Origin of the sequence: Cupriavidus sp. L7L, from assembly GCF_004353535.1 — a bacterium.
GTDB lineage: Bacteria > Pseudomonadota > Gammaproteobacteria > Burkholderiales > Burkholderiaceae > Cupriavidus > Cupriavidus oxalaticus_A.
This window is the reverse complement of record NZ_SMNY01000009.1, coordinates 151,489-174,094: the sequence shown is the minus strand read 5'-3', so window position 1 is coordinate 174,094 and position 22,606 is coordinate 151,489. Positions and strand designations below refer to the sequence as shown.

The 22,606-nt window shown below is 66.3% G+C and carries 18 protein-coding genes; 11 read left to right on the top strand and 7 right to left on the bottom strand.

The window, feature by feature from the left end; all coding sequences use genetic code 11:
* Position 1: 1 nt before the first annotated feature.
* From E1J61_RS08740 to E1J61_RS08725, 4 genes are read left to right on the top strand one after another with little or no spacing between them, the layout of a single operon-like run.
* On the top strand, positions 2-1,258 hold the full coding sequence (locus E1J61_RS08740; protein ID WP_207951190.1) for a VWA domain-containing protein: 1,257 nt from the start codon (positions 2-4) through the stop codon (positions 1,256-1,258).
* Positions 1,249-1,806 (top strand): CoxG family protein, encoded by a 558-nt coding sequence (locus tag E1J61_RS08735; RefSeq protein ID WP_133093686.1) that lies wholly within the window; start codon positions 1,249-1,251, stop codon positions 1,804-1,806. Before E1J61_RS08740 ends, E1J61_RS08735 begins: the two co-directional genes overlap by 10 nt.
* Positions 1,779-2,819 carry an XdhC family protein gene (locus E1J61_RS08730; RefSeq protein ID WP_133093685.1) on the top strand — a complete coding sequence of 347 codons (1,041 nt, stop codon included), beginning with the start codon at positions 1,779-1,781 and terminating at the stop codon, positions 2,817-2,819. The genes E1J61_RS08735 and E1J61_RS08730 overlap by 28 nt, the downstream gene beginning before the upstream one ends.
* A gap of 23 nt (positions 2,820-2,842) precedes the next feature.
* The gene (locus E1J61_RS08725) at positions 2,843-3,448 is read left to right on the top strand and encodes an NTP transferase domain-containing protein (RefSeq protein WP_133093684.1); all 606 of its coding nucleotides are present in this window, start codon (positions 2,843-2,845) and stop codon (positions 3,446-3,448) included.
* 101 nt (positions 3,449-3,549) lie between these two features.
* On the opposite strand, the gene E1J61_RS08720 is transcribed toward E1J61_RS08725, so the two are convergent.
* From E1J61_RS08720 to otsB, 4 genes are all read right to left on the bottom strand, one after another.
* A complete protein-coding gene (locus tag E1J61_RS08720) occupies positions 3,550-3,885 on the bottom strand; it encodes a 4a-hydroxytetrahydrobiopterin dehydratase (RefSeq protein WP_084254411.1) in 336 nt (111 codons plus the stop codon).
* A 33-nt stretch (positions 3,886-3,918) separates the two neighbouring features.
* Entirely contained in the window at positions 3,919-5,310 is a 1,392-nt protein-coding gene (otsA, locus tag E1J61_RS08715) for an alpha,alpha-trehalose-phosphate synthase (UDP-forming) (RefSeq protein WP_133093683.1), read from the bottom strand.
* A 61-nt stretch (positions 5,311-5,371) separates the two neighbouring features.
* On the bottom strand, positions 5,372-7,237 hold the full coding sequence (locus E1J61_RS08710; RefSeq protein ID WP_133093682.1) for a glycoside hydrolase family 15 protein: 1,866 nt from the start codon (positions 7,235-7,237) through the stop codon (positions 5,372-5,374).
* A 13-nt stretch (positions 7,238-7,250) separates the two neighbouring features.
* A complete protein-coding gene (gene otsB / locus E1J61_RS08705; RefSeq protein ID WP_133093681.1) occupies positions 7,251-8,078 on the bottom strand; it encodes a trehalose-phosphatase in 828 nt (275 codons plus the stop codon).
* 300 nt (positions 8,079-8,378) lie between these two features.
* Between otsB and ilvA the strand changes: the two genes are divergently transcribed.
* Together ilvA and queF are read left to right on the top strand one after the other, a co-directional pair.
* A complete protein-coding gene (gene ilvA / locus E1J61_RS08700) occupies positions 8,379-9,917 on the top strand; it encodes a threonine ammonia-lyase, biosynthetic (protein WP_133093680.1) in 1,539 nt (512 codons plus the stop codon).
* A gap of 29 nt (positions 9,918-9,946) precedes the next feature.
* A complete protein-coding gene (gene queF, locus E1J61_RS08695) occupies positions 9,947-10,780 on the top strand; it encodes an NADPH-dependent 7-cyano-7-deazaguanine reductase QueF (protein WP_133093679.1) in 834 nt (277 codons plus the stop codon).
* 14 nt (positions 10,781-10,794) lie between these two features.
* Here queF and E1J61_RS08690 read toward each other — a convergent pair whose 3' ends face one another.
* Entirely contained in the window at positions 10,795-12,174 is a 1,380-nt protein-coding gene (locus E1J61_RS08690) for a carbohydrate porin (protein WP_133093678.1), read from the bottom strand.
* A gap of 168 nt (positions 12,175-12,342) precedes the next feature.
* Between E1J61_RS08690 and E1J61_RS08685 the strand changes: the two genes are divergently transcribed.
* The 5 genes from E1J61_RS08685 to E1J61_RS08665 are packed head-to-tail and all read left to right on the top strand — an operon-like array spanning position 12,343 to position 17,733.
* On the top strand, positions 12,343-13,086 hold the full coding sequence (locus E1J61_RS08685) for a TetR/AcrR family transcriptional regulator (RefSeq protein ID WP_133093677.1): 744 nt from the start codon (positions 12,343-12,345) through the stop codon (positions 13,084-13,086).
* Complete coding sequence (locus E1J61_RS08680) at positions 13,083-14,069, top strand: HlyD family secretion protein (RefSeq protein ID WP_133093676.1); 987 nt, start codon at positions 13,083-13,085, stop codon at positions 14,067-14,069. The genes E1J61_RS08685 and E1J61_RS08680 overlap by 4 nt, the downstream gene beginning before the upstream one ends.
* Positions 14,066-15,046 carry an ABC transporter ATP-binding protein gene (locus tag E1J61_RS08675; protein WP_133093675.1) on the top strand — a complete coding sequence of 327 codons (981 nt, stop codon included), beginning with the start codon at positions 14,066-14,068 and terminating at the stop codon, positions 15,044-15,046. Before E1J61_RS08680 ends, E1J61_RS08675 begins: the two co-directional genes overlap by 4 nt.
* Positions 15,043-16,221, top strand: a complete 1,179-nt coding sequence (locus E1J61_RS08670) for an ABC transporter permease (RefSeq protein WP_133093674.1) — start codon at positions 15,043-15,045, stop codon at positions 16,219-16,221. The genes E1J61_RS08675 and E1J61_RS08670 overlap by 4 nt, the downstream gene beginning before the upstream one ends.
* Before the next feature lie 12 nt (positions 16,222-16,233).
* Entirely contained in the window at positions 16,234-17,733 is a 1,500-nt protein-coding gene (locus E1J61_RS08665; RefSeq protein WP_133093673.1) for an efflux transporter outer membrane subunit, read from the top strand.
* 3 nt (positions 17,734-17,736) lie between these two features.
* Here E1J61_RS08665 and E1J61_RS08660 read toward each other — a convergent pair whose 3' ends face one another.
* Positions 17,737-18,945, bottom strand: coding sequence for a pyridoxal phosphate-dependent aminotransferase (locus tag E1J61_RS08660; RefSeq protein ID WP_133093672.1), 1,209 nt, complete (start codon positions 18,943-18,945; stop codon positions 17,737-17,739).
* A 525-nt stretch (positions 18,946-19,470) separates the two neighbouring features.
* Complete coding sequence (locus E1J61_RS08655; RefSeq protein WP_133093671.1) at positions 19,471-22,602, bottom strand: pilus assembly protein; 3,132 nt, start codon at positions 22,600-22,602, stop codon at positions 19,471-19,473.
* Positions 22,603-22,606: the final 4 nt, after the last annotated feature.

Below are 22,606 nucleotides of genomic sequence, written 5' to 3'. Positions count from 1 at the left end.
CGTGCCCACGCTGCACGCCGCGGCGCGCAGCGGCGGTCCGCTTGCAGGACTGCCGGTGCTGGCGCGCAACGTCACCCACTTCATGCGCCTGCTGCGCGACGGCGGCTTTGCCCTGTCGCCGGCGCACGCGGTCGATGCACTGGCCGCGCTGCGCCTGCTCGACATCGGCCGGCGCGACGACGTGCGCGCCGCGCTCGCGGCACTGGTGCTATCCGGCCCCGACCAGCGGCCACTTTTTGACGCCGCCTTCGACCTGTTCTGGCGCGACCCCGACTGGGAAGGCAAGCTGCGCGCGCTGCTGCTGCCGCGTGTCGACGCGGGCGCGCCGCCGCCCAGGCGCAGCAACCGCCTTGCCGATGCGCTGGCCGCGCGCCAGCCGGAAATGCCGTCGCGCCCGGCGCAGACCGAGGCGGAACGCATCCACGTGCCGCTGACCTTCTCCGACCAGGAACGCCTGGCGCAGCGCGACTTCGAAACCCTGACCGCGCAGGAATGGCGTGCCCTGCAGCATCTGGTGCGCACCCGCCGCACCCACCTTGCGCTGCAGCGCACGCGCCGGCTGCGCGCCGCCACCTGCGGCACCCACGCCGACCTGCGCGCCAGCGCGCGCCTGGCGGTGCGCCAGCACGGCGAATGGCTGCGCTGGAAATTCCGCAAGCACGCCGAGCGCAAGCCACCGTTGGTGCTGCTGCTAGATATCTCGGGCTCGATGAGCCAGTACTCGCGCGCGGTGCTGTACTTCTGCCATGCGCTGATTCAGTCACGCGAGCGGCTGTCGGTGTTCCTGTTTGGCACGCGGCTGACCAACATCACCCGCTCACTGCGCGAACGCGACCCAGACGAAGCCGTCGCCATGATCACAGGCCAGGTGCGCGACTGGGCCGGCGGCACCCGCATCGGTGCCGCGCTGGCGAGCTTCAACCGCCACTGGGCGCGCCGCACGCTGTCCGGCCGCGCCACGGTGCTGCTGGTCACCGACGGGCTCGACCACGAGCATATCGACCTGCTCGGCGACGAAATGGCTCGCTTGCGCCGCTTTGCGCACCGCATCGTCTGGCTCAACCCGCTGCTGCGCTACCCTGGATTCACGCCGCAGGCGCGCGGCGTGCAGGCGATCCTGCCGCATGTCGACGCGCTGCGCCCCGCGCACAACCTGGATAGCTTGCTGGCGCTCGAATCCCTGCTGTCCGACCAGGGCGGCCCCCCGCGGGCCAGCGCCCCCAACCCACCAAGAAAGGAAGCCCCGCCATGGAAATGAACCAGAGCCAGCGCCTGCCGATTCCCCAGCAGGTGGCATGGGAAGCGCTCAACGACACGGAGCTGCTCAAGCAATGCATCCCGGGATGTGAGAGTATCGAGCCCGACGGCGACAATGCCTACCTGGTGGCCATGACGGCCGCGGTGGGCCCGGTCAAGGCGCGCTTCAAGGGCCGCATGGCGCTGGAGGAAATCCAGGCTCCGGACAGCTACACCATCCGCTTCGACGGCCAGGGTGGCGCGGCCGGCTTCGGCAAGGGGACCGCCCGGGTGAAGCTGGAACCTGATGGCGACGAGACCGTGCTGACATACGCCGTCGACGCCCATGTGGGGGGCAAGATCGCACAGATCGGCTCGCGGCTGGTGGACGCCGCGGCACGCAAGCTGGCGGATACCTTCTTTGCGCGCTTCACCGAGGCGGTTACACCGGACACCACACAGGAAACGCCAGCGGCCGAGGGCGCCCCCGCCGCAGCCGCGGGCGAAAATGGACAGACAGAGGAACCGAAGCGGAAACGATCATGGACAGCGTGGATCTCGAAGTCCTGAAGAACAGCGTGCACTGGCAGCAACAGGGCCATCGCGTGCTGCTGGTCACGGTAGTGCGCACCTGGGGCTCGTCGCCCCGCCCCGAGGGCGCGATGCTGGCGGTGCGTGATGATGGCCTGGTGGTCGGCTCGGTCTCGGGCGGCTGCATCGAAGACGACATCATCGACCGCGTGCGCCGGCAAGGCATTACGTCAGACCACCCGGAAGCCATCAAGTACGGCATCAGCGCCGAGGAAGCCCACCGCTTCGGGCTGCCGTGCGGCGGCACCATCGAACTGGTCACCGAGCCGCTCAAGCCGGCCAGCGGCATTGCCGAATTGCTCGACGCCGTGGAAAACGGCCGGCTGGTCGCGCGCACGCTCGACATGGCTACGGGCGCGGCCACGCTGGGACCGGCCAGTGCCACCGACGGGCTGGTCTTCGACGGCAGGACGCTGCTGACCATCCACGGCCCGCGCTACCGCATGCTGGTAATCGGCGCGGGGCAGCTGTCGAAATACTTGTCCCAGATCGCCGTGGGGCTGGGCTTCCAGGTCACCGTGTGCGATCCGCGCGAGGAATACACGGAGACCTGGGATATCCCCGGCGTGACCATGGTCCGCACCATGCCGGACGACACGGTGATGGACATGAAACTGGACGAGCGCTGCGCAGTGATTGCGCTGACGCACGATCCCAAGCTGGATGACCTGGCGCTGATGGAAGCGCTGCGCACCAGGGCCTTCTATGTGGGAGCCCTGGGTTCGCGCCGCAACAACCAGGCGCGGCGCGAGCGGCTCAAGGAATTCGATCTGACCGAATTGCAGCTGGCGCGGCTGCATGGGCCGGTTGGCATCTACATTGGCAGCCGTACGCCGCCGGAAATCGCTATCTCGATCCTGGCGGAAGTGGTTGCAGCCAAGAACCATGTGTCGCTGCCGGACATCCTGCAGGTGGAAGGCGCCAAGGCCGCGCGCGAGATGGCTGCCGGCACCGGCAGCAGCTGCGATGTTTCTCCTGGTCCGTCGACCTGACGCGTGATAACGGAGCGCCCGCCATGACTGCCGCCCCCAATGCTCCCTTGCTTCGCACCGACCTGCCTACCGGGATTTTGCTGGCCGCGGGTTTTGGCCGGCGCTTCGATGCTGCCGGCAAACGGAACAAGTTGCTGGAAGTATTGCCTGGTGGACGCACTGTCGCCTGGCGCAGTGCGCGTACGCTGGCCGCGGCGTTGCCGGATTCGATTGCGGTGATCCGGCCGGGTAATCCGGCGCTGGCGGAAGAGCTGAGGCGCGGCGGTTGCCGTGTGCTCGAATCGGCCGAGGCCGAGCAAGGCATGGGCGCAGCGCTGCGCGCGGCGGTGGCGGCTACGCCTGAGGCGCGGGGATGGGTGGTTGCGCTTGCCGATATGCCGTGGCTACCGATGGAACTGGTGCGGGCGGTGGCGTTGACGATTACCGCGCCGGAAATCATTGCTGCGCCGTGGCGGGATGGGAAGCGCGGGCATCCTGTCGGCTTTGGGGCTGCCTGGCGCGATGACTTGCTGAGGCTCGATGGGGATGAAGGGGCGCGGGCCTTTCTCAAGGATAAGCCGGTGACGAGGATATTGACGGAGGATGAGGGGGCGTTTCGGGATATTGATACGCCTGGGGATATGGAATGAGTTTACCCCCTGTTCCGCCCTAAAAGGGCGGAACAGGGCACATCAAATATCCACCAGATCCAGGCCGCAGCGGGCAACGTCAGGGGCTGTCAGCAAGAACCCTATCCCACCAACTCCCCACTCCTCACCGCCATAATAAAATCATTCCGATGCAACCCCTTGATCTTCTTGGTCCGCCAGGAAACCGTAGCATGCCCCCATCCAAAACTGATCTCCGGATGATGCCCCTGCTCTTCCGCCAGCTGCCCGACGCGATCAACAAACGCCAATGCCTCGGCAAAGTTGGCAAATGAAAATCGCCTCTCCAACCGAGTAGCCCCATCCACCAGATCCCATCCAGGCGCCTGCGGCAATAACGCCTCAGCCTCATCAGGCGTCAGCGGCGGGACGCCGCCACGACATGGCGTGCATGTTTGCGATGCCAGATCCTCACTCATAGCCCACTCCTAAACAGGCAGGCAGCTAAAACCTCAACCGCCCTCGGTCTCAGCCAGCGCGCGCAAGAATTCACTACTCCACCAGTGCACATCTTGCGCCCGAATCCGCTCCAGCAGCTTCTGGTGCCGCGACTGGCGCTCGGCCAGCGGCATGTGCAATGCCTGCTGGATCGCCTGCGCAGTCGCGCGGGTATCGTAGGGATTCACCAGCAGCGCCTCCTTCAATTGCTCCGCCGCGCCGGCAAATCGCGACAACACCAGCACCCCCGGATCCTCCGGATCCTGCGCGGCAATGAATTCCTTGGCCACCAGGTTCATCCCGTCACGCAGCGGCGTCACCAACGCCACGCGACTCGCGCGGCACAGCCCAGGCAGCCGCTTGCGCGCGGTAGTGCGATGGATATACCGCACCGGCATCCAGTCCAGTTCGCCGAACTCGCCATTGATCGCGCCAGTCAACTGCTCCATCGCGCTGCGCAGGTCCACATAGGCATCGACCGACTCGCGCGACGGCGCGGCGATCTGCACCAGTGTGGCGCTCATGCGGTTTTCGGGATATTCCGCCAGCAGCCGGTAGAACGCTTTCAGCCGCTGCGGCAGTCCCTTTGAGTAATCGAGCCGGTCGATGCCGAGCAGCAGCCGCCGGCGCGCGTACTGGGCGCACATCATCTCGTAGGTTTCCTGCGCTTCCTCGCCGCGGCCGAGTGAGATGAACTCATCCACGTCGATCCCGATCGGGAACGCCTGCGCCCGCACCGTGCGATGGAAGGCCCGGTAGCGGTGCTCGCCCATCGGCTCGGCCTGCGCCTCGGCCTGCACGTAGCGCGAGAAGTGCTCCACGTCGGCGTGGCTCTGGAAGCCGAGCAGGTCGTACGCGAACAGCGCGCGCATCAGCCACTCATGCTGCGGGATGGCCGCCAGGATCAGCGGCGGCGGCAGCGGCACGTGCAGGAAGAAGCCGATCTTCTGGCCGCAACCGATCGCGCGCAACTCGGACGCCAGCGGGATCAGGTGGTAGTCGTGGATCCAGATGACGTCGTCGGGCTTGAGCAGCGGCGCCAGCTTGCGCGCGAACAGCTGGTTCACCCGGCGGTAGCCGTTGAGGAAGTTGGAATCGAAGTCGGCGAGGTCGAGCCGGTAGTGGAACACCGGCCACAGCACGCCATTGCTGTAGCCCAGGTAATACGCGTCGTGGTCTTCGCGGCTCAGGTCCACCGTGGCCAGCGTCACGTTGCCGGCCTGCTGCAGGTGCAGTTCGCCTTCACCGGGGGTGCCGCCCTGCGCTGCTTCCAGCGCCTTGCCGCTCCAGCCAAACCACATCCCGCCAGTCTGGCGCAAGGCTTCGGAAAGCGCCACGGCAAGGCCGCCGGCGGCCACGTTGCGCGGATCTGCGACACGGTTGGATACCGCTACAAGTCTTGGCATATGTTGTTTTCTGGATTCCTTTGTTCTTGCCGTGCGAGATGCCGGGAGCGCGGGTGCGAGGTCAGATCACCGTGTCCCACGGCGCCGACAGCCGCATCGCGCCATTGATCAGCCCGACCATCGAGTAGGTCTGCGGGAAATTGCCCCACATCTCGCCGGTCACGGGATGGGTGTCCTCGGAGAGCAGGCCGAGCGGGTTGCGCGCGGCGAGCATCGCCTCGAAGATCTCGCGCGCCTCGTCGCGCCGGCCGATGCGCGCCAGCGCGTCGATGCGCCAGAAGGTGCAGATATTGAACGCGGTCTCGGGCTTGCCGAAATCGTCGGGGGCCTCGTAGCGGCGCATATACGGCCCGTCGCACAGCGAAGTCTCCAGCGCCTTCACCGTGGCGATAAAGCGCGGGTCGCGCGGATCGATGAAGTTGACCTCGGCCATCAGCAGCACGCTGGCGTCGAGCTCGCGCCCGCCGAAGCTTTCGGCAAAGGCCTGGCGCGATTCGCTCCACGCCTCGGCCAGGATCTGTTCCTTCATGCGGTTGGCATGGTCGTGCCAGTACGCCGCGCGTGTCGTGATCTGCAGCTTTTCCGCGACCTTGGCCAGCCGGTCGCATGCAGCCCAGCTCATCAGCGCCGACGAGGTATGCACGCGGGCACGCGTGCGCAGTTCCCACATGCCGGCGTCGGGGGTGCCAAAGACTTTCACCGCCTGCTCGCCCACCTCTTCCAGCCGGCGGAACTCGGCCGGGCCGCCGCGGTGCAGCAGCCGGTGGTCATGGAAGGCCTGCGCCGCGCCCAGCACCACGTTGCCGTAGACGTCATGCTGGAAGTGTTCCTGCGCCTGGTTGCCCACGCGCACCGGCCCCATGCCGCGGTAGCCGGGCAGGTGGTCGAGCATGCTTTCGGGCAGCTCGCGTTCCAGGCCGATGCCGTACAGCGGCTGGATATGCCCGTCCTGCGACTGCATCACCACGTTGGAGAGCCAGCGCAGGTAGTCCTCCATGGTGCCGACCTCGGACAGGCTGTTGAGCGCGCGCACCACGAAAAACGCGTCGCGCAGCCAGCAGAAGCGGTAGTCCCAGTTGCGGCCGCTGCCCGGCGCCTCGGGGATGCTGGTGGTCATTGCCGCGACAATGGCGCCGGTCTCTTCGTACAGCGACATCTTCAGCGTGATGGCGGCACGGATCACCGCGTCCTGCCATTCGCGCGGCACCGCCAGCCGGCGGCTCCACAGGCGCCAGTAGGCGGTGGTTTCCTGCTCGAAGTCGCGCGCGATCTCTTCCACGCCATGCGCCAGGGTCTCGTCGGGGCCCAGGATAAAGTTGTGCCCGCGCGTGACCAGGAACGGCGTGTGCGACAGCACGTAGGCCAGCGGCGCATCGGTAGTCATGCGCAGCGTCATCGATTCGCCGATGTAGCGCACGTGGCTGCTGCCGCGCGAGATCTCCGGCGCCTTGCGGCCCCATTCGAAGCGCGGCGCCACCACCACCCGCACGCGCGGCGCGCCGCGCACGGGACGGATGCGCCGGATCAGCGTGGTCGGCCGGAAATAGCGGCCCAGCCGGAAGAAGCGCGGCGCGAAGTCGGTGATCTCAAGGCAGTTGCCGTGCGTGTCGCTCAGCCGCGTGCGCAGCACCGCGGTGTTGGGTTCATACCACTGGCTCGCGCTGTGGAAGTCCTCGATCTCGATCGAGAAATGGCCGGCTTTCTCGCTCGGGTCGAGCAGTGCGTTGAAGACGGGATCGCCGTCAAAGCGCGGCAGGCACGACCAGACGATGCGCCCGCGGCAATCCACCAGCGCGGAGATTGCGCAGTTGCCGATCATGCCCAGCGAGAGCGAGCCCTCGGCATGCCGGCAGTTGCCGTCCACGGTCTTGTTCACGCCTTCGCTCGGCGGCTTTCCCAGCTCGCTGGGGCTGCTCGTATTGGTCACAGCAGTACCTCCCTCAGGATGCTGTCGGATAGGGGTTGTGGCGCGGTGCGCCTTCGCGGCCTGGCTCGGTCTCGTGCGGCACCGCGGCGGGCTGGCCGGCGGCGCGCGCGGATTGATCCAGCGCCCGCGCCGAGCGGTGCAGCCAGCAGCGCAGCGCAGCGGGCCCTTCCACGCAGACGCCGGCCACGGTCTCGCGCCGGCCCACCAGCACGCCCAGCCCGCCGAGCTTGCGCACGGCGGCAAAGCCGGGCTCGTCGGTCATGTCGTCGCCGGCAAACAGCGGCGTGCGGTCGCAGAACGGCGCCGACTTCATGAAGGCGGCGATGGCATCGCCCTTGTCGACGCCGGCGGGCTTGATCTCGACCACCATCTTGCCGGGCAACGCTTCCAGCCCGACCGCGTGGCGCAATACGTCAGTGACCGCGGCATCGACGAGGCCGGCCAGCTCGGGTGCCTGGCGGTAGTGGATGGCAACGGCGACGGACTTGCGCTCCAGCCGCAACGCCGGGTAGGCGTGCACGAGCGCTTCAAGGTGTGGGATCAACGGCTCGAGGGCCGGCGCGGGTGTCTGGGACACCATGCCGCCGTCGGTGCGGAATTCCGCCCCGTGGATGCCGGCCGCCGGCAACTGCAATGGCTGCAGGAAATGGTCCAGCTCGACGATGGGCCTGCCGGAGATGACGGCGAGCGCGCCGTCCAGCCGCTGGTAGAGCGTACGCAGCGTGCCGACCAGTTCAGGTTCCACCTGCACCAGTTCGGGCCGCGGCGCGAGGTCGGCCAGCGTGCCGTCGAAGTCGAGAAACAGCGCGGTATTGGGTTCGATAAGCGGTAGCTGAGGCATCGCGTTACACCGTAACACGTCGTTTTGACCGGCGTCCACCGGGCGCAGTCCTACATGGCGGGAGCGCAATCGTCAGCCGATGCAAGTCCGGGGCCAGCCCCGGCGCATCGTTCCGGGCCCCGCCGCCAGTGCCTTCCCCACCACTTCAAGGCACGGCCACATCCGTCCCGCGCTAACTTCCGCGGGCGACGGTTGGGCTGCCCCGGTGGGGTGCGCGGCGCCGCCATCCTTTATCATTGACGGTTTCCGCCAGAATTTCCGGTTTTTTTGCGCCGCCCCCGCGGCCCCTGCCCTGACACCATGACCCGCTCGTCCGCCGCCCGCCCCGACTACCTGAAGAAAATCCTGACCGCCAAGGTCTACGACGTGGCGCAGGAAACCGAACTGACCTATGCGCACCAGCTGTCGGCTCGCACCGGCAACTCGGTCTGGTTCAAGCGAGAAGACACCCAGCCGGTGTTCTCGTTCAAGCTGCGCGGCGCGTACAACAAGATGGCCTCGCTCACGGCGGAGGAACTCAAGCGCGGCGTGGTCGCGGCGTCGGCCGGCAACCACGCCCAGGGCGTGGCGCTGTCCGCGGCCCGGCTGCAGTGCAAGGCCATCATCGCCATGCCGGTGACCACGCCGCAGGTAAAGATCGACGCGGTGCGCGAGCGCGGCGGCCAGTGGGTCCAGATCGAGCTGCACGGCGAGTCCTACAGCGATGCCTACCACCACGCCGCCGAGCTGGAGAAGAAGCACAAGCTGACCTTCATCCACCCGTTCGACGATCCCGAAGTGATCGCGGGCCAGGGCACCATCGCCATGGAAATCCTGCGCCAGCACCCGGGCCCGATCCATGCGGTGTTCGTCGCCATCGGCGGCGGCGGGCTGATCTCCGGCGTCGCCGCCTACATCAAGGCAGTGCGTCCGGAGATCAAGGTGATCGGCGTGCAAACCGTGGACTCGGATGCGATGAAGCGCTCGGTCGATGCCGGCAAGCGCATCGAGCTGAAGGAAGTGGGCCTGTTCTCGGACGGCACCGCGGTCAAGCTGGTCGGCAAGGAAACCTTCCGCATCACGCGCGAGCTGGTCGACGACATCATCCTGGTCGACACCGATGCCATCTGCGCAGGCGTGAAGGACGTGTTCCAGGACACCCGCAGCATCCTGGAGCCGGCCGGCGCGCTGGCGGTGGCGGGCCTGAAGGCGTATGCCGAGCGCGAGAAGCTCAAGGGCCAGCACCTGGTCGCGATCGCCTGCGGCGCCAACATGAACTTTGACCGCCTGCGCTTTGTCGCCGAGCGCGCCGAGGTGGGCGAGGCGCGCGAAGGCGTGTTCGCCGTGACCATCCCCGAGGAGCGCGGCAGCTTCAAGCGCTTCTGCGAGCTGGTCGGCACGCGCAGCGTGACCGAGTTCAACTACCGCATCGCCGACACCAGCATGGCGCATATCTTCGTCGGCGTGCAGATCGCCAGCCGCGCCGAGAACGACAAGATCGCCGCCAGCTTCCGCAAGCATGGCTTCGACACGCTCGACCTGTCCAACGACGAACTGGCCAAGCAGCACATCCGCTACATGGTCGGCGGCCGCTCGGCGCTGGCGCATGACGAACTGCTGTACCGCTTCGAGTTCCCGGAGCGCCCGGGCGCGCTGATGAAGTTCCTGTCGAGCATGAGCCCGAACTGGAACATCAGCCTGTTCCACTACCGCAACCAGGGGGCGGACACCTCCAACATCCTGGTCGGCATCCAGGTGCCGAAGAACGAAAAGCGCGCCTTCCGCGCCTTCCTTTCGACGCTGGGCTACGTACACTGGGACGAAACCGACAACCCGGTGTACAAGCTGTTCCTGTCCTGATTGCTGTCCCGCTTCCTTCCGAGCGCCCCATGAGCCTCCCCGAACACTCGCCGCTGGGCAAGCCCTCGGCCTACAAGACCGAATACGACGCCTCGCTGCTGTTCCCGATCCCGCGCCAGCCCAAGCGCACCGAGATCGGCCTGCCCGAAGGCAAGCCGGTGCCGTTCTTCGGCGTCGACATCTGGAACGCGTACGAACTGTCGTGGCTGAACCTGAAGGGCAAGCCGCAGGTGGCGCTGGCCACCTTCATCATCCCGTCGGACACGCCCAACATCGTCGAGTCCAAGTCGTTCAAGCTGTACCTGAACTCGTTCAACCAGACCAGGATCGCTTCGCCGGAAGCGCTGCAGCAGCTGTTGCACCATGACCTGTCCGAAGCCACCGGCGGCACGGTGCAGGTGCGGCTGGTGACGGAGGCAGATCTTGGCAAGCAACAAATGGGCGAGCTCGACGGCCTGCTGCTGGACCGGCTCGACATCGAGGTCGACCGCTACGAGCCCGCGCCCGAACTGCTGTTCGCCAACCAGGAGGAAACGCCGGTGGAAGAAACGCTGGTGTCGCACCTGCTCAAGTCCAACTGCCTGGTCACCGGGCAGCCCGACTGGGGCAGCGTGCAGATCCGCTACGTCGGCGCGCCGATCAACCAGGAAGCGCTGCTCAAGTACCTGATCTCGTTCCGCAACCACAACGAGTTCCATGAGCAATGCGTCGAGCGGATCTTCATGGACGTGCTGCGGCAATGCAAGCCGGTGAAGCTGGCGGTGTATGCGCGCTACACGCGGCGCGGGGGGCTGGATATCAATCCGTTCCGGACCAACTTCAATACGGCCTGGCCGGACAACAAGCGCAACGCGCGGCAATAAGGCTGGACGGGGAGTCAGAACTCCCCGTGAAACCTCACCCCATAGAACTTCACCGGCCCGCGGTCCCGGTTGTAGCCGGGATTGCGCACGAACTGGAAGTCCGGGCTGATGCTCAGGTATTTCACCGGCTGGAAACTGTAGTAGATCTCCAGGATCTGCTCGGGGCCATAACGCAGCGCACCGTCACCAAGAAAGGCGCCCTGCCCGCCCGCGGCAAGATAGTTGCGATGCTGGCCGCCCAGCATATTGATCGCGACCGCCACGCCCAGCGCATCGCGGGCACGTCCCCATGCATCCCCCTTCATCACGCCGCCACCTGACACCTGCCTGCCGATCTCGGTAAAGGCATAGGTCTCGGTCTTGTCATCCGACAGGCTGGCGCGCGCAAACACTCCCAGCGAATCCGACACCTCCTGCAGCAGCGTCACGCCGACGCCCGTCTTGGCGTGCTCGCGCCGCACCTCGGCCAGGTCCGGCGTGGTGTTGTTGGCGATGCCGAACTGGATCGCATCGCTGAACGCGCCCATGCGCGCCTTGTTGCGGAACAGCAGCAGCCGCGCGGCGCCGGGCCGGCCCGCGAGCTGGTAGCGCTTCTCCAGCTCGATGATGTCGCCGTAGTGCTCGAACATGCGCGTATCGAGCTCCAGCCCGTTCGATTCCAGCGGCTGCAGGAAGCGCCCGATGCGCGCCGACCAGCCGTCGCCGATGTATTCCAGCGACACGCCCCAGGTATAGCCGCGCGCATCGGCCGGATAGTCGAACGCGCCATGCGTCATGAACGACCAGTTCATGAATTGCGTGCGTGGGTCCGAGCCGAACTCGTTCTGGTCGAACACGTCGAGCACGCCGAAGTTGCCCGCGGTCAGCACCACGCGCTGGCGGTCGACGGTGCGTGCGAACTGGTTGAAGTCGGCCTCCAGCGCCTCGCTGCCGCCGCCCATGCCCCAGGTCTGCCGCACGAAGGCGCGCGCGCGGTAGAAGACGGGGCTGGTGCTGGCCGCCTTGCCCAGTTCGCCGTTGGACAGCCCGCCCAGGCCGTGCAGGCCTGAGAACGGCACGCCTTGCGTGGCTTCCGGATTGAAGTGGAATTCCGCACCGCGCCACAGCTTCAGCCCGAGGTCGAGCGTCGCGCTGAAGGAGTAGCTCTTGGCGCGTTCGGTGCCAAGGCTGTTCGGGCCCGAATAGGCGGCGTTGAACGCCGGCTTGCGCTGCCAGACGTAGGTGCTCTGGCCGTGGAAGGCGAACGGGCTATCGGCATCCGCGGCGGCGTCGGCGGCAGTTGCCTGCTGCGCCGTGGCCGCCGGCAGGCATGCGCAGCAGGCCAGCGCGGCAAGCGCGCGGCGGAATCTGCGTCGGGCGCGCGGGTACGCGGCGGCAAGTGGCGAAAACAGCATGAACAAAGAAGGAGGCGAATGATGTGCCGGCGGCGGCGCACGCAGCATAGCCAAGCGCACATGACATGTCCACCGCGGAGCCAGGTGCGGAAATGCCGACGTTGTAACTGGGCTTGAATTAATTAATTCGAAAATTAATATTGTTTTCGACACGTTCAACACACGCCCATGCCACGCAAACCAGCTACCCCGAAGCCGCCCGATCGTCGCACACCCGGCCGCCCTGCCGCGGGCCAACCCGGCCAGCGCGAGCGCATTCTCGATGCCGCCACCGAACTGTTCTCGCGGCACGGCGTCGCCGGCACGCCGGTCAAGGCCATCGCCGTGCAGGCAGGCGTTACGCCGGCGCTGGTCCACTACTACTTCAGCGACCGCGAGCTGCTGCTCGATGCCGTGATCGAGGAGAAGGTACAGCCGCTGGTCGCACAGTTCTTCGCCACCGGCCCGGAAGTTTCGGAGCCGCTGGCGATGCTGGTCGGCATCGCCACCCGGCTGGTCCGCGCCGCGGCGGATACGCCCTGGTTTCCCGGACTATGGATCCGCGAGGTCGCCAGCGACGACGGCGCGCTGCGCGAACGCGTGCTGAAACGCTTCGCGCTGGAGCGTGGCAGCGCGCTGATGGCGCCGCTGGCCGCGGCGATCGCCAATGGGCAGCTCAACCGCGGGCTGGAGCCCGCGCTGGTGATGCCCTCGCTGGTGGGCCTGACGCTGCTGCCGCTGGCCACCACCCATATCTGGCGCCGGCTGCCGGGTGCCGAAGCGGTCGATACCGACGCGCTGGTGCGCCATGTCTCGGCGCTGCTCACGCACGGGCTGGCCCCCGCGCCGACTGACCGCGCCGGAACCTCGCCCCCACCCGCATCAAAAAAGAAGGGCCGTGCGCCCAGGCATTCCCCGGAGTCCGCTGCATGAACACCGTTGTTTCCCCCCTTCCCCTTCTGGCGCGCGCGCTCCCCATCGCCGCGCTGCTCGGCGCCGCGCTGCTTGCCGCCGGCTGCGGCAAGTCCGGCACCGACACCTGGCAAGGCTATATCGAAGGCGAGTTCGTCAGCGTCGCCTCGCCCTTCGCCGGCCGCCTCGACACGCTTTCCGTGCAGCGCGGCCAGCAGGTGGCGCAGGGCGCGGCGCTGTTCGCGCTCGAATCCGACGACGAACGCGCCGCGCGCCAGCAGGCCGAAGACCAGCTGCGCGCCGCCGAAGCGCAGCTGCAGGACATGAAGACCGGCAAGCGCCCGGTCGAAGTCGACGTGAGCCGCGCCCAGCTGGCGCAGGCGCAGGCCCAGGCGCAACGCAGCGCCGCCGCGCTGCGGCGCGACGAGCGCCAGTTTGAGATCGGCGGCATTGCGCAGGCACAGCTCGACGAATCGCGCGCCCAGGCGCGCAGCGATGCGGCGCGCGTGCGCGAGCTGCAGCGCGATATCGACGTGGCACGCTTGCCCGGACGCGACGCGCAACAGGCCGCACAAGCCGCGCAAGTGGCCGCGGCGCGCGCCGCGCTGGCGCAGGCGGACTGGAAGCTGTCGCGCAAGACCGTGGCCGCCACGCAGGCAGGGCTGGTCTACGATACGCCCTACCGCCTCGGCGAATGGGTGCCCGCCGGCAGCCCGGTGGTGCGCATGCTGCCGCCCGGCAACGTCAAGGTGCGTTTCTACGTACCCGAGGCCGTGGTCGGCGCGCTGCGCAACGGGCAGGCCGTGCACGTGCGCTGCGATGGCTGCGCCGCGCCGGTGGCGGCCAGCATCACCTATGTGGCCAACGAGGCCGAATTCACGCCGCCGGTGATCTACAGCAACGAGACCCGCAACAAGCTGGTGTTCCTGGTGGAAGCACGCCCGTCGGCCGCCGATGCCATCAAGCTGCGGCCCGGCCAGCCCGTCGAGGTGGTGCGGCAATGAACACGGAAACCAGCCACGCTGACAACGGCCGCGCGCAGGAACTTGCCATCGACGTGCGCGGGCTGAACAAGCACTTCGGCGACAAGCACGTGGTCAACGACCTCAGCATGCAGGTCGCGCGCGGCGAGATCTTCGGCTTCCTCGGCCCCAACGGCAGCGGCAAGACTACCTCGATCCGCATGATGTGCGGCCTGCTGACGCCGGATTCGGGCGAAGGCACCTGCCTGGGTTTCGACATCCTGACCGAATCCGACGAGATCAAGCGCAGAGTCGGCTACATGACGCAGAAGTTCTCGTACTGGGACGACCTGTCGATCCGCGAGAACCTGGACTTCGTCGCGCGCATGTATGGCATGCCGGACCGGCGTGATGCCGTCGACCGCGCGCTCGAAGACCTGGGCCTGGCGACGCGCTCGGCACAGCTGGCGGGATCCTTGTCGGGCGGCTGGAAGCAGCGGCTGGCGCTGGCGGCCTGTCTGCTGCACGAGCCGGAACTGCTGCTGCTCGACGAACCTACCGCCGGTGTCGACCCCAAGGCGCGGCGGGATTTCTGGGAGCATCTGCACCTGCTTGCCGCGCGCGGCATCTCGGTGCTGGTCAGCACGCACTACATGGACGAGGCCGAGCGCTGCCACAAGCTCGCCTATATCGCCTACGGCAAGCTGCTGGCGCAAGGCACCGCCGACGAAGTCGTGGCCAGCCAGCAACTGTCGACGTGGAGCGTGGAAGGCGACGACCTCGCCACGCTGTCGGAGCAATTGCAGGGCGCGCCGGGCGTGGAACAGACCGTGGCATTCGGCACCGCGCTGCACGTCACCGGGCGCGATGCGCAGGCGTTGGCGGGCACGCTGCAGCGCCTGGCCGGACCGGGACGGCGCGTGATACAGGCCCAGACCAGCCTGGAAGACGTGTTCATCCACATGATGAGCCGGGCCGATGACAACATGGACACGCGCAAGGCGAAGGAGCCGACATGAACGCCGCCGCAATCCGGAACCCGCGCCAGCCTCGCGCCAACGGCACGCGCTTCTCGGTCCAGCGCTGGTGGAGCATCGTGCTGAAGGAATTCCTGCAGCTGCGCCGCGACCGCGTCACCTTCGGCATGATCGTCGGCCTGCCGATCATGCAGCTGCTGCTGTTCGGCTTTGCCATCAACACCGACCCGCGCCACCTGCCGACCGCGGTGATCGCTGCCGACCAGAGCGAATTCACCCGCACCTTCATTGCCAGCATGCAGAACTCCACCTATTTCAAGGTGGTGGCCACGCTGCCCGACGAGGCCGCCGGCAGAGAGGCGCTGATGAAGGGTGACGTGCAGTTCGTGCTCAGCATCCCGCCCGATTTCACGCGCAAGCTGCTGCGCGGCGAACGCCCCGCGCTGCTGGTGGAGGCCGACGCCACCGATCCCTCGGCCACCGGCCAGGCGATCGCCGCGCTGCCGCAGCTGCCGTTCAGGGTCGGCACCCACGACCTGAAAGGCTCGCTGGCGCCGCTGGCGGGCGGCAAGGCGCCGTTCGACGTGCAGGTGCAGCGCCTGTACAACCCCGAGGGCCTGACCCAGTACAACATCATCCCCGGCCTGATGGGCGTGATCCTGTCGATGACCATGGTGATGATGACCGGGCTGGCGATGACGCGCGAACGCGAGCGCGGCACCATGGAAAACCTGCTGGCCATGCCGGTGCAGCCGCTCGAGGTGATGACCGGCAAGATTGTGCCGTACATTTTTATCGGGCTGATCCAGGTGACCATCGTGCTGCTGGCCGCGCGCTGGGTATTCAGCGTGCCTTTCGTCGGCTCGGTGACGGCGGTCTACCTCGCGGCGCTGCTGTTTATCGCGGCCAACCTGACGGTGGGCATCACGCTGTCGTCGCTGGCGCAGAACCAGCTGCAGGCGATGCAGCTGACCTTCTTCTACTTCCTGCCCAACATCCTGCTATCGGGCTTCATGTTCCCGTTTGCGGGCATGCCCGGCTGGGCGCAGGCGATCGGCAACATCCTGCCGATGACGTATTTCAATCGCATGGTGCGCGGCATCCTGCTCAAGGGCAGCGGCTGGGCCGAGCTATGGCCGCAGGTCTGGCCGATGGCGCTGTTCATCGTGGTGGTGATGACGATCGCGGTGCGCTTCTACCGCCGCACGCTGGACTGAAGGATTGCTGCCATGACCCGATTTCTTCCTTTGATGGCCGCTGCCGCGCTGCTGGCCGGCTGCGCCGTCGGCCCCGATTTCCGCCGCCCCGCGCCGACCGATGATGCCGGCTACGTGCCGGGCCCGCAACCGGTTGCCACCGTCGCGGCCGACAGCGGCGATCGCCATCCGCAATCGCACGCGCAGACACTGGCCGCAGGCGCCGACGTGCCGGCGCAATGGTGGACGCTGTTCCATAGCGCCGAGCTGGACGCCACCATCCGCATGGCGCTCGACGCCAGCCCCACGCTGGCCGAGGCGCGCGCGCGGCTGCGCGAGGCGCAGGAAAACCTTGCCGCGCGCACTGGCGCCACGCGCTGGCCCGCGATTGACGCGCAGCTCAATACCACGCGGCAGCAGGTCAATTTCCAGTCGATGGGCATTTCGACGATCTCCAGCCCGGGACCATTTACGCTGTATGGCGCTACGGTGCAGGTGTCCTATGTACTCGACCTGTTCGGCGGACAGCGGCGCGAGCTCGAAGGGCTGCAGGCGGCGGTCGACTACCAGCGCTACGAGCTGGAAGCGGCGCGGCTGGCGCTGGCCGCCAACGTCGCCACTGCGGCGATCCGCGAGGCCGGACTGCGCGCGCAACTGGCCGACACGGTGGCGCTGGCCGAAGCCCAGCGGCGCCAGCTCGGCATCGCCGAGGAACGCCTGCGCGCCGGCGGCGTCGCGCGCGTCGACGTGCAGCGCCAGCACGCACAACTGGCGCAGACGCAGGCGCTGGTGCCGGGCCTGCAGCGCCAGCTGGAAGCGACACGGCACCAGCTCGCGGTCTACACCGGCCAGACTCCGGCAGCCGCCTCCTTGCCCGCATTCACGCTGGACGCGCTGCATCTGCCCGACACGCTGCCGGTCAGCCTGCCGGCCACGCTGGCGCGGCGCCGCCCTGACATCCGCGCGGCCGAAGCGCTGCTGCACCAGGCCAGCGCCGATATCGGCGTGGCCACCGCCAACCTCTATCCGCAGGTCACGCTGAGCGCCAGCGGCGGCAGCCAGGTCACCGCCGCGCGCGACCTGTTCAGCAGCCTCAATGTGTGGAGCCTCGCAGCCGGGCTGGTGCAGCCGGTGTTCCGCGGCGGCGAACTGCAGGCGCGCAAGCGCGCCGCCGAAGCGGCGTACGAGCAGGCACTGGCCGCCTACCGGCAGGCCGTGCTGCAGGGCTTGCAGGACGTGGCGGATTCGCTGCGCGCGCTCGAGGCCGACGCCGCCACGCTGCGCGAGCGCGCCGACAACGCGCGCCAGGCGCGCGACACGCTGACGGTGGTGTCGGAACAGTACCGGCTCGGCGGCGTCAGCCAGCTGGCCGTGCTCGATGCCGAGCGCGAGGCGCGTCAGGCTTCGCTGGACCTGGCGCAGTCGCGCGCCGACCGGCTGGCGGATTCGGCGGCGCTGCTGCAGGCGTTGGGGGGTGGGTGGTGGCAGGAAGACCAGCAGGCCAGCGCGGCCGGGTCCCCCCCTGAGCGCTGATCGTCAGCGGCCGATAAACGCACGCAAGCGGCGCACCCCGTCATCCAGCCGCGCCGGATCGCAGGCATAGCACCAGCGCACAAAGCCTTCCCCCTCGTCGCCGAATGCGCTGCCGGGGGCCAGTCCGAGGCGTGCGTCGCGCACCAGCTGCTTGCACAGCGCCAGGCTGTCGGCTGCGCCCGGCAGGCGGAAGAAGACATACATGGCGCCGTCCGGGGCATGCGCATCCACACCCGGCAACCCCGACAACGCGCCGACCAGGTGATCGCGTGCGGCGTGCAGGCGCTGCACCAGGTCACGCGTGAAGGGCTCGCCCTCGCGTACCGCCACCACGCCGGCCTCCTGCACGAACGACGGTGCGCACGAGGTGTTGTATTCAATCAGCTTGCCCAGATCGTGGGTCATCGCCGACGGCAACACCATCCAGCCGAGGCGCCAGCCCGTCATCAGCCATGCCTTGGAGAAGGAGTTAACGTGGATCACGCGCTCGTCGCGCGAAGCGATATCGAGGAAGGACGGTGCCGTGCGGCTCTCGCCGCCGCCCGCTTCGTCGCCGTAATAGAGGCGTTCGTAGACTTCGTCGGCAATGATCCAGATGCCGTGGCGGCGGCAATGATCCAGCACGGCCTGCTGCGCGGCGCGCGGCATCACCCAGCCGGTCGGGTTGTTGGGAGAATTGACCATCAGCGCACGCGTGCCCGGGGTGAGCGACGCCAGCAGCTTGTCGACATCAAGCGTCCACCCGTTCGCGCCATAGTCGAGCGACACGGTGTCCACGGTGGCGCCGAGGATCTTGGGGATCTCTACCAGGTTCGGCCACAGCGGCGTGACCGCCACCACGCGGTCACCCGGTCCGGTGACCAACTGCGCAGCGAGCATCAGGCCATTGACGCCGGCACTGGTGACTGCCACGTTGTCCATGGAGGTCGCGCCGTGCAGCGCGCTCGCATAGTCCGCCAGGGCACTGCGCAAGGGCGCAATGCCGAGGTTGTGCGTATAGAAGGTGGCGCCGTTCGCCAGTGCACGCGCCGCCGCGTCGCGAATGAAGTCAGGCGTGGTCTGGTCGGACTCGCCGAACCAGAACGGCAGGACGTCGGGCAGGCCAATGCCTGCGTTGGCGACCTCGCGGATACGGGAGGCGCGCAGGTTGCGGATGGTGTCTCGTGCTTGCGGGAGGTTCTGGTCGGTCGGACTGCGGGGGCTTGCTGACATCGGCACTCCTCGTGAGCGGGGGGAGAATGCCAAGGGTAGCGGAAAGTGGCGGCGCGCGCGCACCGCCACGCGCTTACCGGCCGGGTGAGTACAGATCGGAGCGGTCCAGGGCACGGCCGTCGCGTCCGGCGCCGCCGCCCGGCCTGAGCTTCAGGCCGAAACTGCTTGCCGCCTGTCCTTGGTCGCCCGGACGTAAGGCGTACTGCTCCCCGTGGTCCGGCCGTGCGGCCCGTACAGCCGAGGCCGGAGCCGGGGCCGTGCCGGAGGCTGTTCCTGCGGGACGGTTGGAGGCTCCTGCGATTGCCGAGGCGGCCTGCCACAACAGCATGAGCGAGATAAGAGCGCGAAGGATTACCGGAGGATGCCGTTGCCTCGTCGGGTTGCACGTCATGGGTGATAAGAACGGCAGCGCTGCAGGCCTCCATTGTGGCAGCGGCGGCGACGCACCGCCAGCCACCAGCCGCTTGTGCACGCTACTGCCTGTCAGTCTGCCTGCACTGGTTCCTTGCGCGACCGCGCAAGCCACTAGTTAGTGCCATTGGATTTCCAGTACACGGCCTTGCGCTTCGGGACAATGGTAGGCGTAACCCGTTGCGGTGAAATGGGCGAACTGGCACCACCATCGCGCTGCACCGCCCCGATGACCACCGTCGTCGCCTGGCCGTCGATCGGAACAGTGCCGAACATCGGCGAAGGCGGCAGCCCACCTCCAACAAATTTCGAAGACCTGTCGCCTCCGCAGGAGCCCGTTACGCCTACAGCACCGGACGCATTGAACAGGTTGACCCAATAGCCCCGCGCCTCGCCGAGCATGGTCGAGCAGCTACCCTGCTTGGCTGGTACCGGGCGGTTCGTGCTGAACGTGACCATGCCTGCCGCAATGAGCGCGGAGGTCACGGTTTGTTCCCCCTGTCCATACTGGCTCAGATCCATGAACCACCCTTTGCTACCGGACCCGGGCAAGACTCCGGTGACGCTGCAGCTGGTCGTGTTCGTGAAGTCGTTCATGAGGCTGGTATCGTCGAGATTGCGTGCAGTGGTGCTGGCAAGATCGTCGAGATATACGTAGAAGCGATTGGTTACACTGCCAAAGGCGTATTGGGCCTGCAACGGGTGCTCGCGGTCACCGGAACCAAGGGCGAGGTACACCTTCCCGCCGGGAGCCGGCAGCACGGCAGGCGCGAACAGGAATTTGCGGCCCGAGCCGTTGGTGTAAGCAACCCGGTTCATGACCCAGTCGTCGGGATTCGCCGCGAAATCGATACGATAGATGTTCCCGCCGGTGTCAACCGCGTAGGCATGGTCGACCACGCCGGCGGTGGTGACTGCGGCCAGCGCGATATCCGCGGCAACGCTGCGCTGCGTGCTGAACGACTTGATGATGGCGCCGGTGTCAGCCTTCAGGATGTAGACGCGCGCGCCCTTTGGACTGGTGCAGTTCGGCGCTACCTGATTTGCGTCCTCGCAGCTATCGTAGCCGCCGCCGACAATCATGACAGGGCCCGTATGGCCAAGCACCGTCGGTACCACCTTGGGCGTCGACCACGTCTGGCCGATCCCGCTGAAGTCATCGTCCGCGATCGGAGCCATGCACCCCAGGTCGTTAGTCAGGTTCGGGCAGCCCGCTTTCCACTTGAACTTGGGCGCAGCGGGATCGGTGACATCGAGCGCGTACAGCATGCGCCCGCCACGGCGCATGGTTGGGTAGATCCAGACACTGGAATTGTTGGCCGACTGATAGACACCGATCGAACCGTCAAAGAAATAGTCCTTCGGGATGGGTGTCGGCGTAACGCCAGCGGGCGTCGTGGGGTAGTTGATCAGCGGACTGTTGTCCTTCAGGCGTTGGAACTTGCTGAAGAATTCAGGCGCGATGAAGGCCCAGCGTTCCGCCCCGGTGGTCGAATCCACCGCGCGCACCATGCCATCGTTGGCGCCATAGTAGGCAGTGACGCCGACCGTGCCACCATAATCGACAGGCAGCGGTCGCGAATGGATGGCATCTCCATGCAGGGATGGACGGCTTTCCGTCACATCGTTATTGTTATTCTCGTCATTGACATCGTGGCCACGGATGAAATCCACCAGCGATTGCTGAAGCCCTGACGAACTGGCGTTGAATGGAACCAACGCGCTGCCAGATTGCGTATAGATGTTCCGATTGACCTTCCAGGTCGGGCTCGCATTGGTCGTACCCGGGTTATTGCCCTTGCGAATCACTTCGGCCACGCCGCCTTTCTCTACCAACGGGCCGTCGGGCGCATCTGAAAATGCGGTTTCAGTACTGCAATTGCCTTTTGGCGAGGTGTCCTCCTTCACCGTTTCCCAATACCTCCCCGAATCAGTCGTCCAATAGCTGACGGCACAGTCAGTTGGGTAACCGGTTAGCGGGTTTACCGCCAACTGCGGCGGGCTCGAGCTATCACCAAGGACAACGGAACTGCCATTATTAATCAACTGATACTGCTTCAGATTACCCATCCAGCGAGGTTTGGTACCGGCATCAGGACGAAACATGGGGATAAACACCTGGTTCTTGTCCTGCGCCCGGTTGGTGGTATTGACCGGAAGGCTGGCTGAAGCGAACGTCGAGTTGACTCCCTGGATCTGAGCAAGAATGAGTTTTATCTTGTTTTCGATATCTGCCTGACCATCTGCATGCAAATACATGCCACCACCACGCTCCGCTGCATCCCGCAAGGAATTGGAGTACCGCTGATTCCATTGATCGTGATATACGTCTATCACGTAGGTCACGATCGATCCGTTATTGTTCTCCTCCGGCACGACCGCGCCGCTGTTGGACAGGAACAGGGTCCATTCATCGGTCCAGGTATCGAGGCTGGGGGGAAATTTTGTTGGTAGCTTCGATCCGGCGCTGGCAATACTTGGCTCGTAGGATTGATTACCTGCCGAGCCTGTATTGTTCGCGTTATTTGCAATATAAATAATAAAATTTTTCGCGCACGGATTCTCAGATTTTATCGGACTCTGATACTTACCACTACTAATCGCAAACCCGGATGTCAGGCCCCTGCCGGATGCGGAATATGGAGCCGCGTTCGTGGCCGCATCAGCATTGTCATTCGGGTATTGATTGGTTGGGAAATATGGGCCACTGAACGGAGTGAGACCGGAAAAATATTTGTAGAGCTCGTACAGCCCGGCCGCCTCATCCTTATTGTTCATCCCACCCACCTTCTCAGTGGATGCGGTTATGTTATTTCCAATGTATGCCAGGATACTCTGGAAAGCAGTTCGATTCGTGTCATCGGTCATATCACGCGCACCGAATCGGACATAGCCCCCACCCGTACCCGGCGTGGCGCCATTAGCGTTCGTACCCGTGTAGTCCGTGAGCAACGCCAACCCGATATTCGCAGGACTCGTGGTTTTGATCGTGCTCAGTACATTGCTCAGCGCCATGACCTCGGCCTTGCCCTGAGTCTGCCCACCATCCCAGCCCTGAGAGTTGCGGCTCCAGTTCGGGCTGTTGTCAATCAGGACCATGATATTGGGCGCCTCCGCCCTGCCGCCGACTCCGATGAAGACATCAATATCCTCGGCCATCCCGCGCAGCGGCATCGCGACAAGGGCGCAGGAGACAACCAGCGCGATGCATTTCCTGATCGAGGTAGTTGGATAGTTCACGGCCATATGC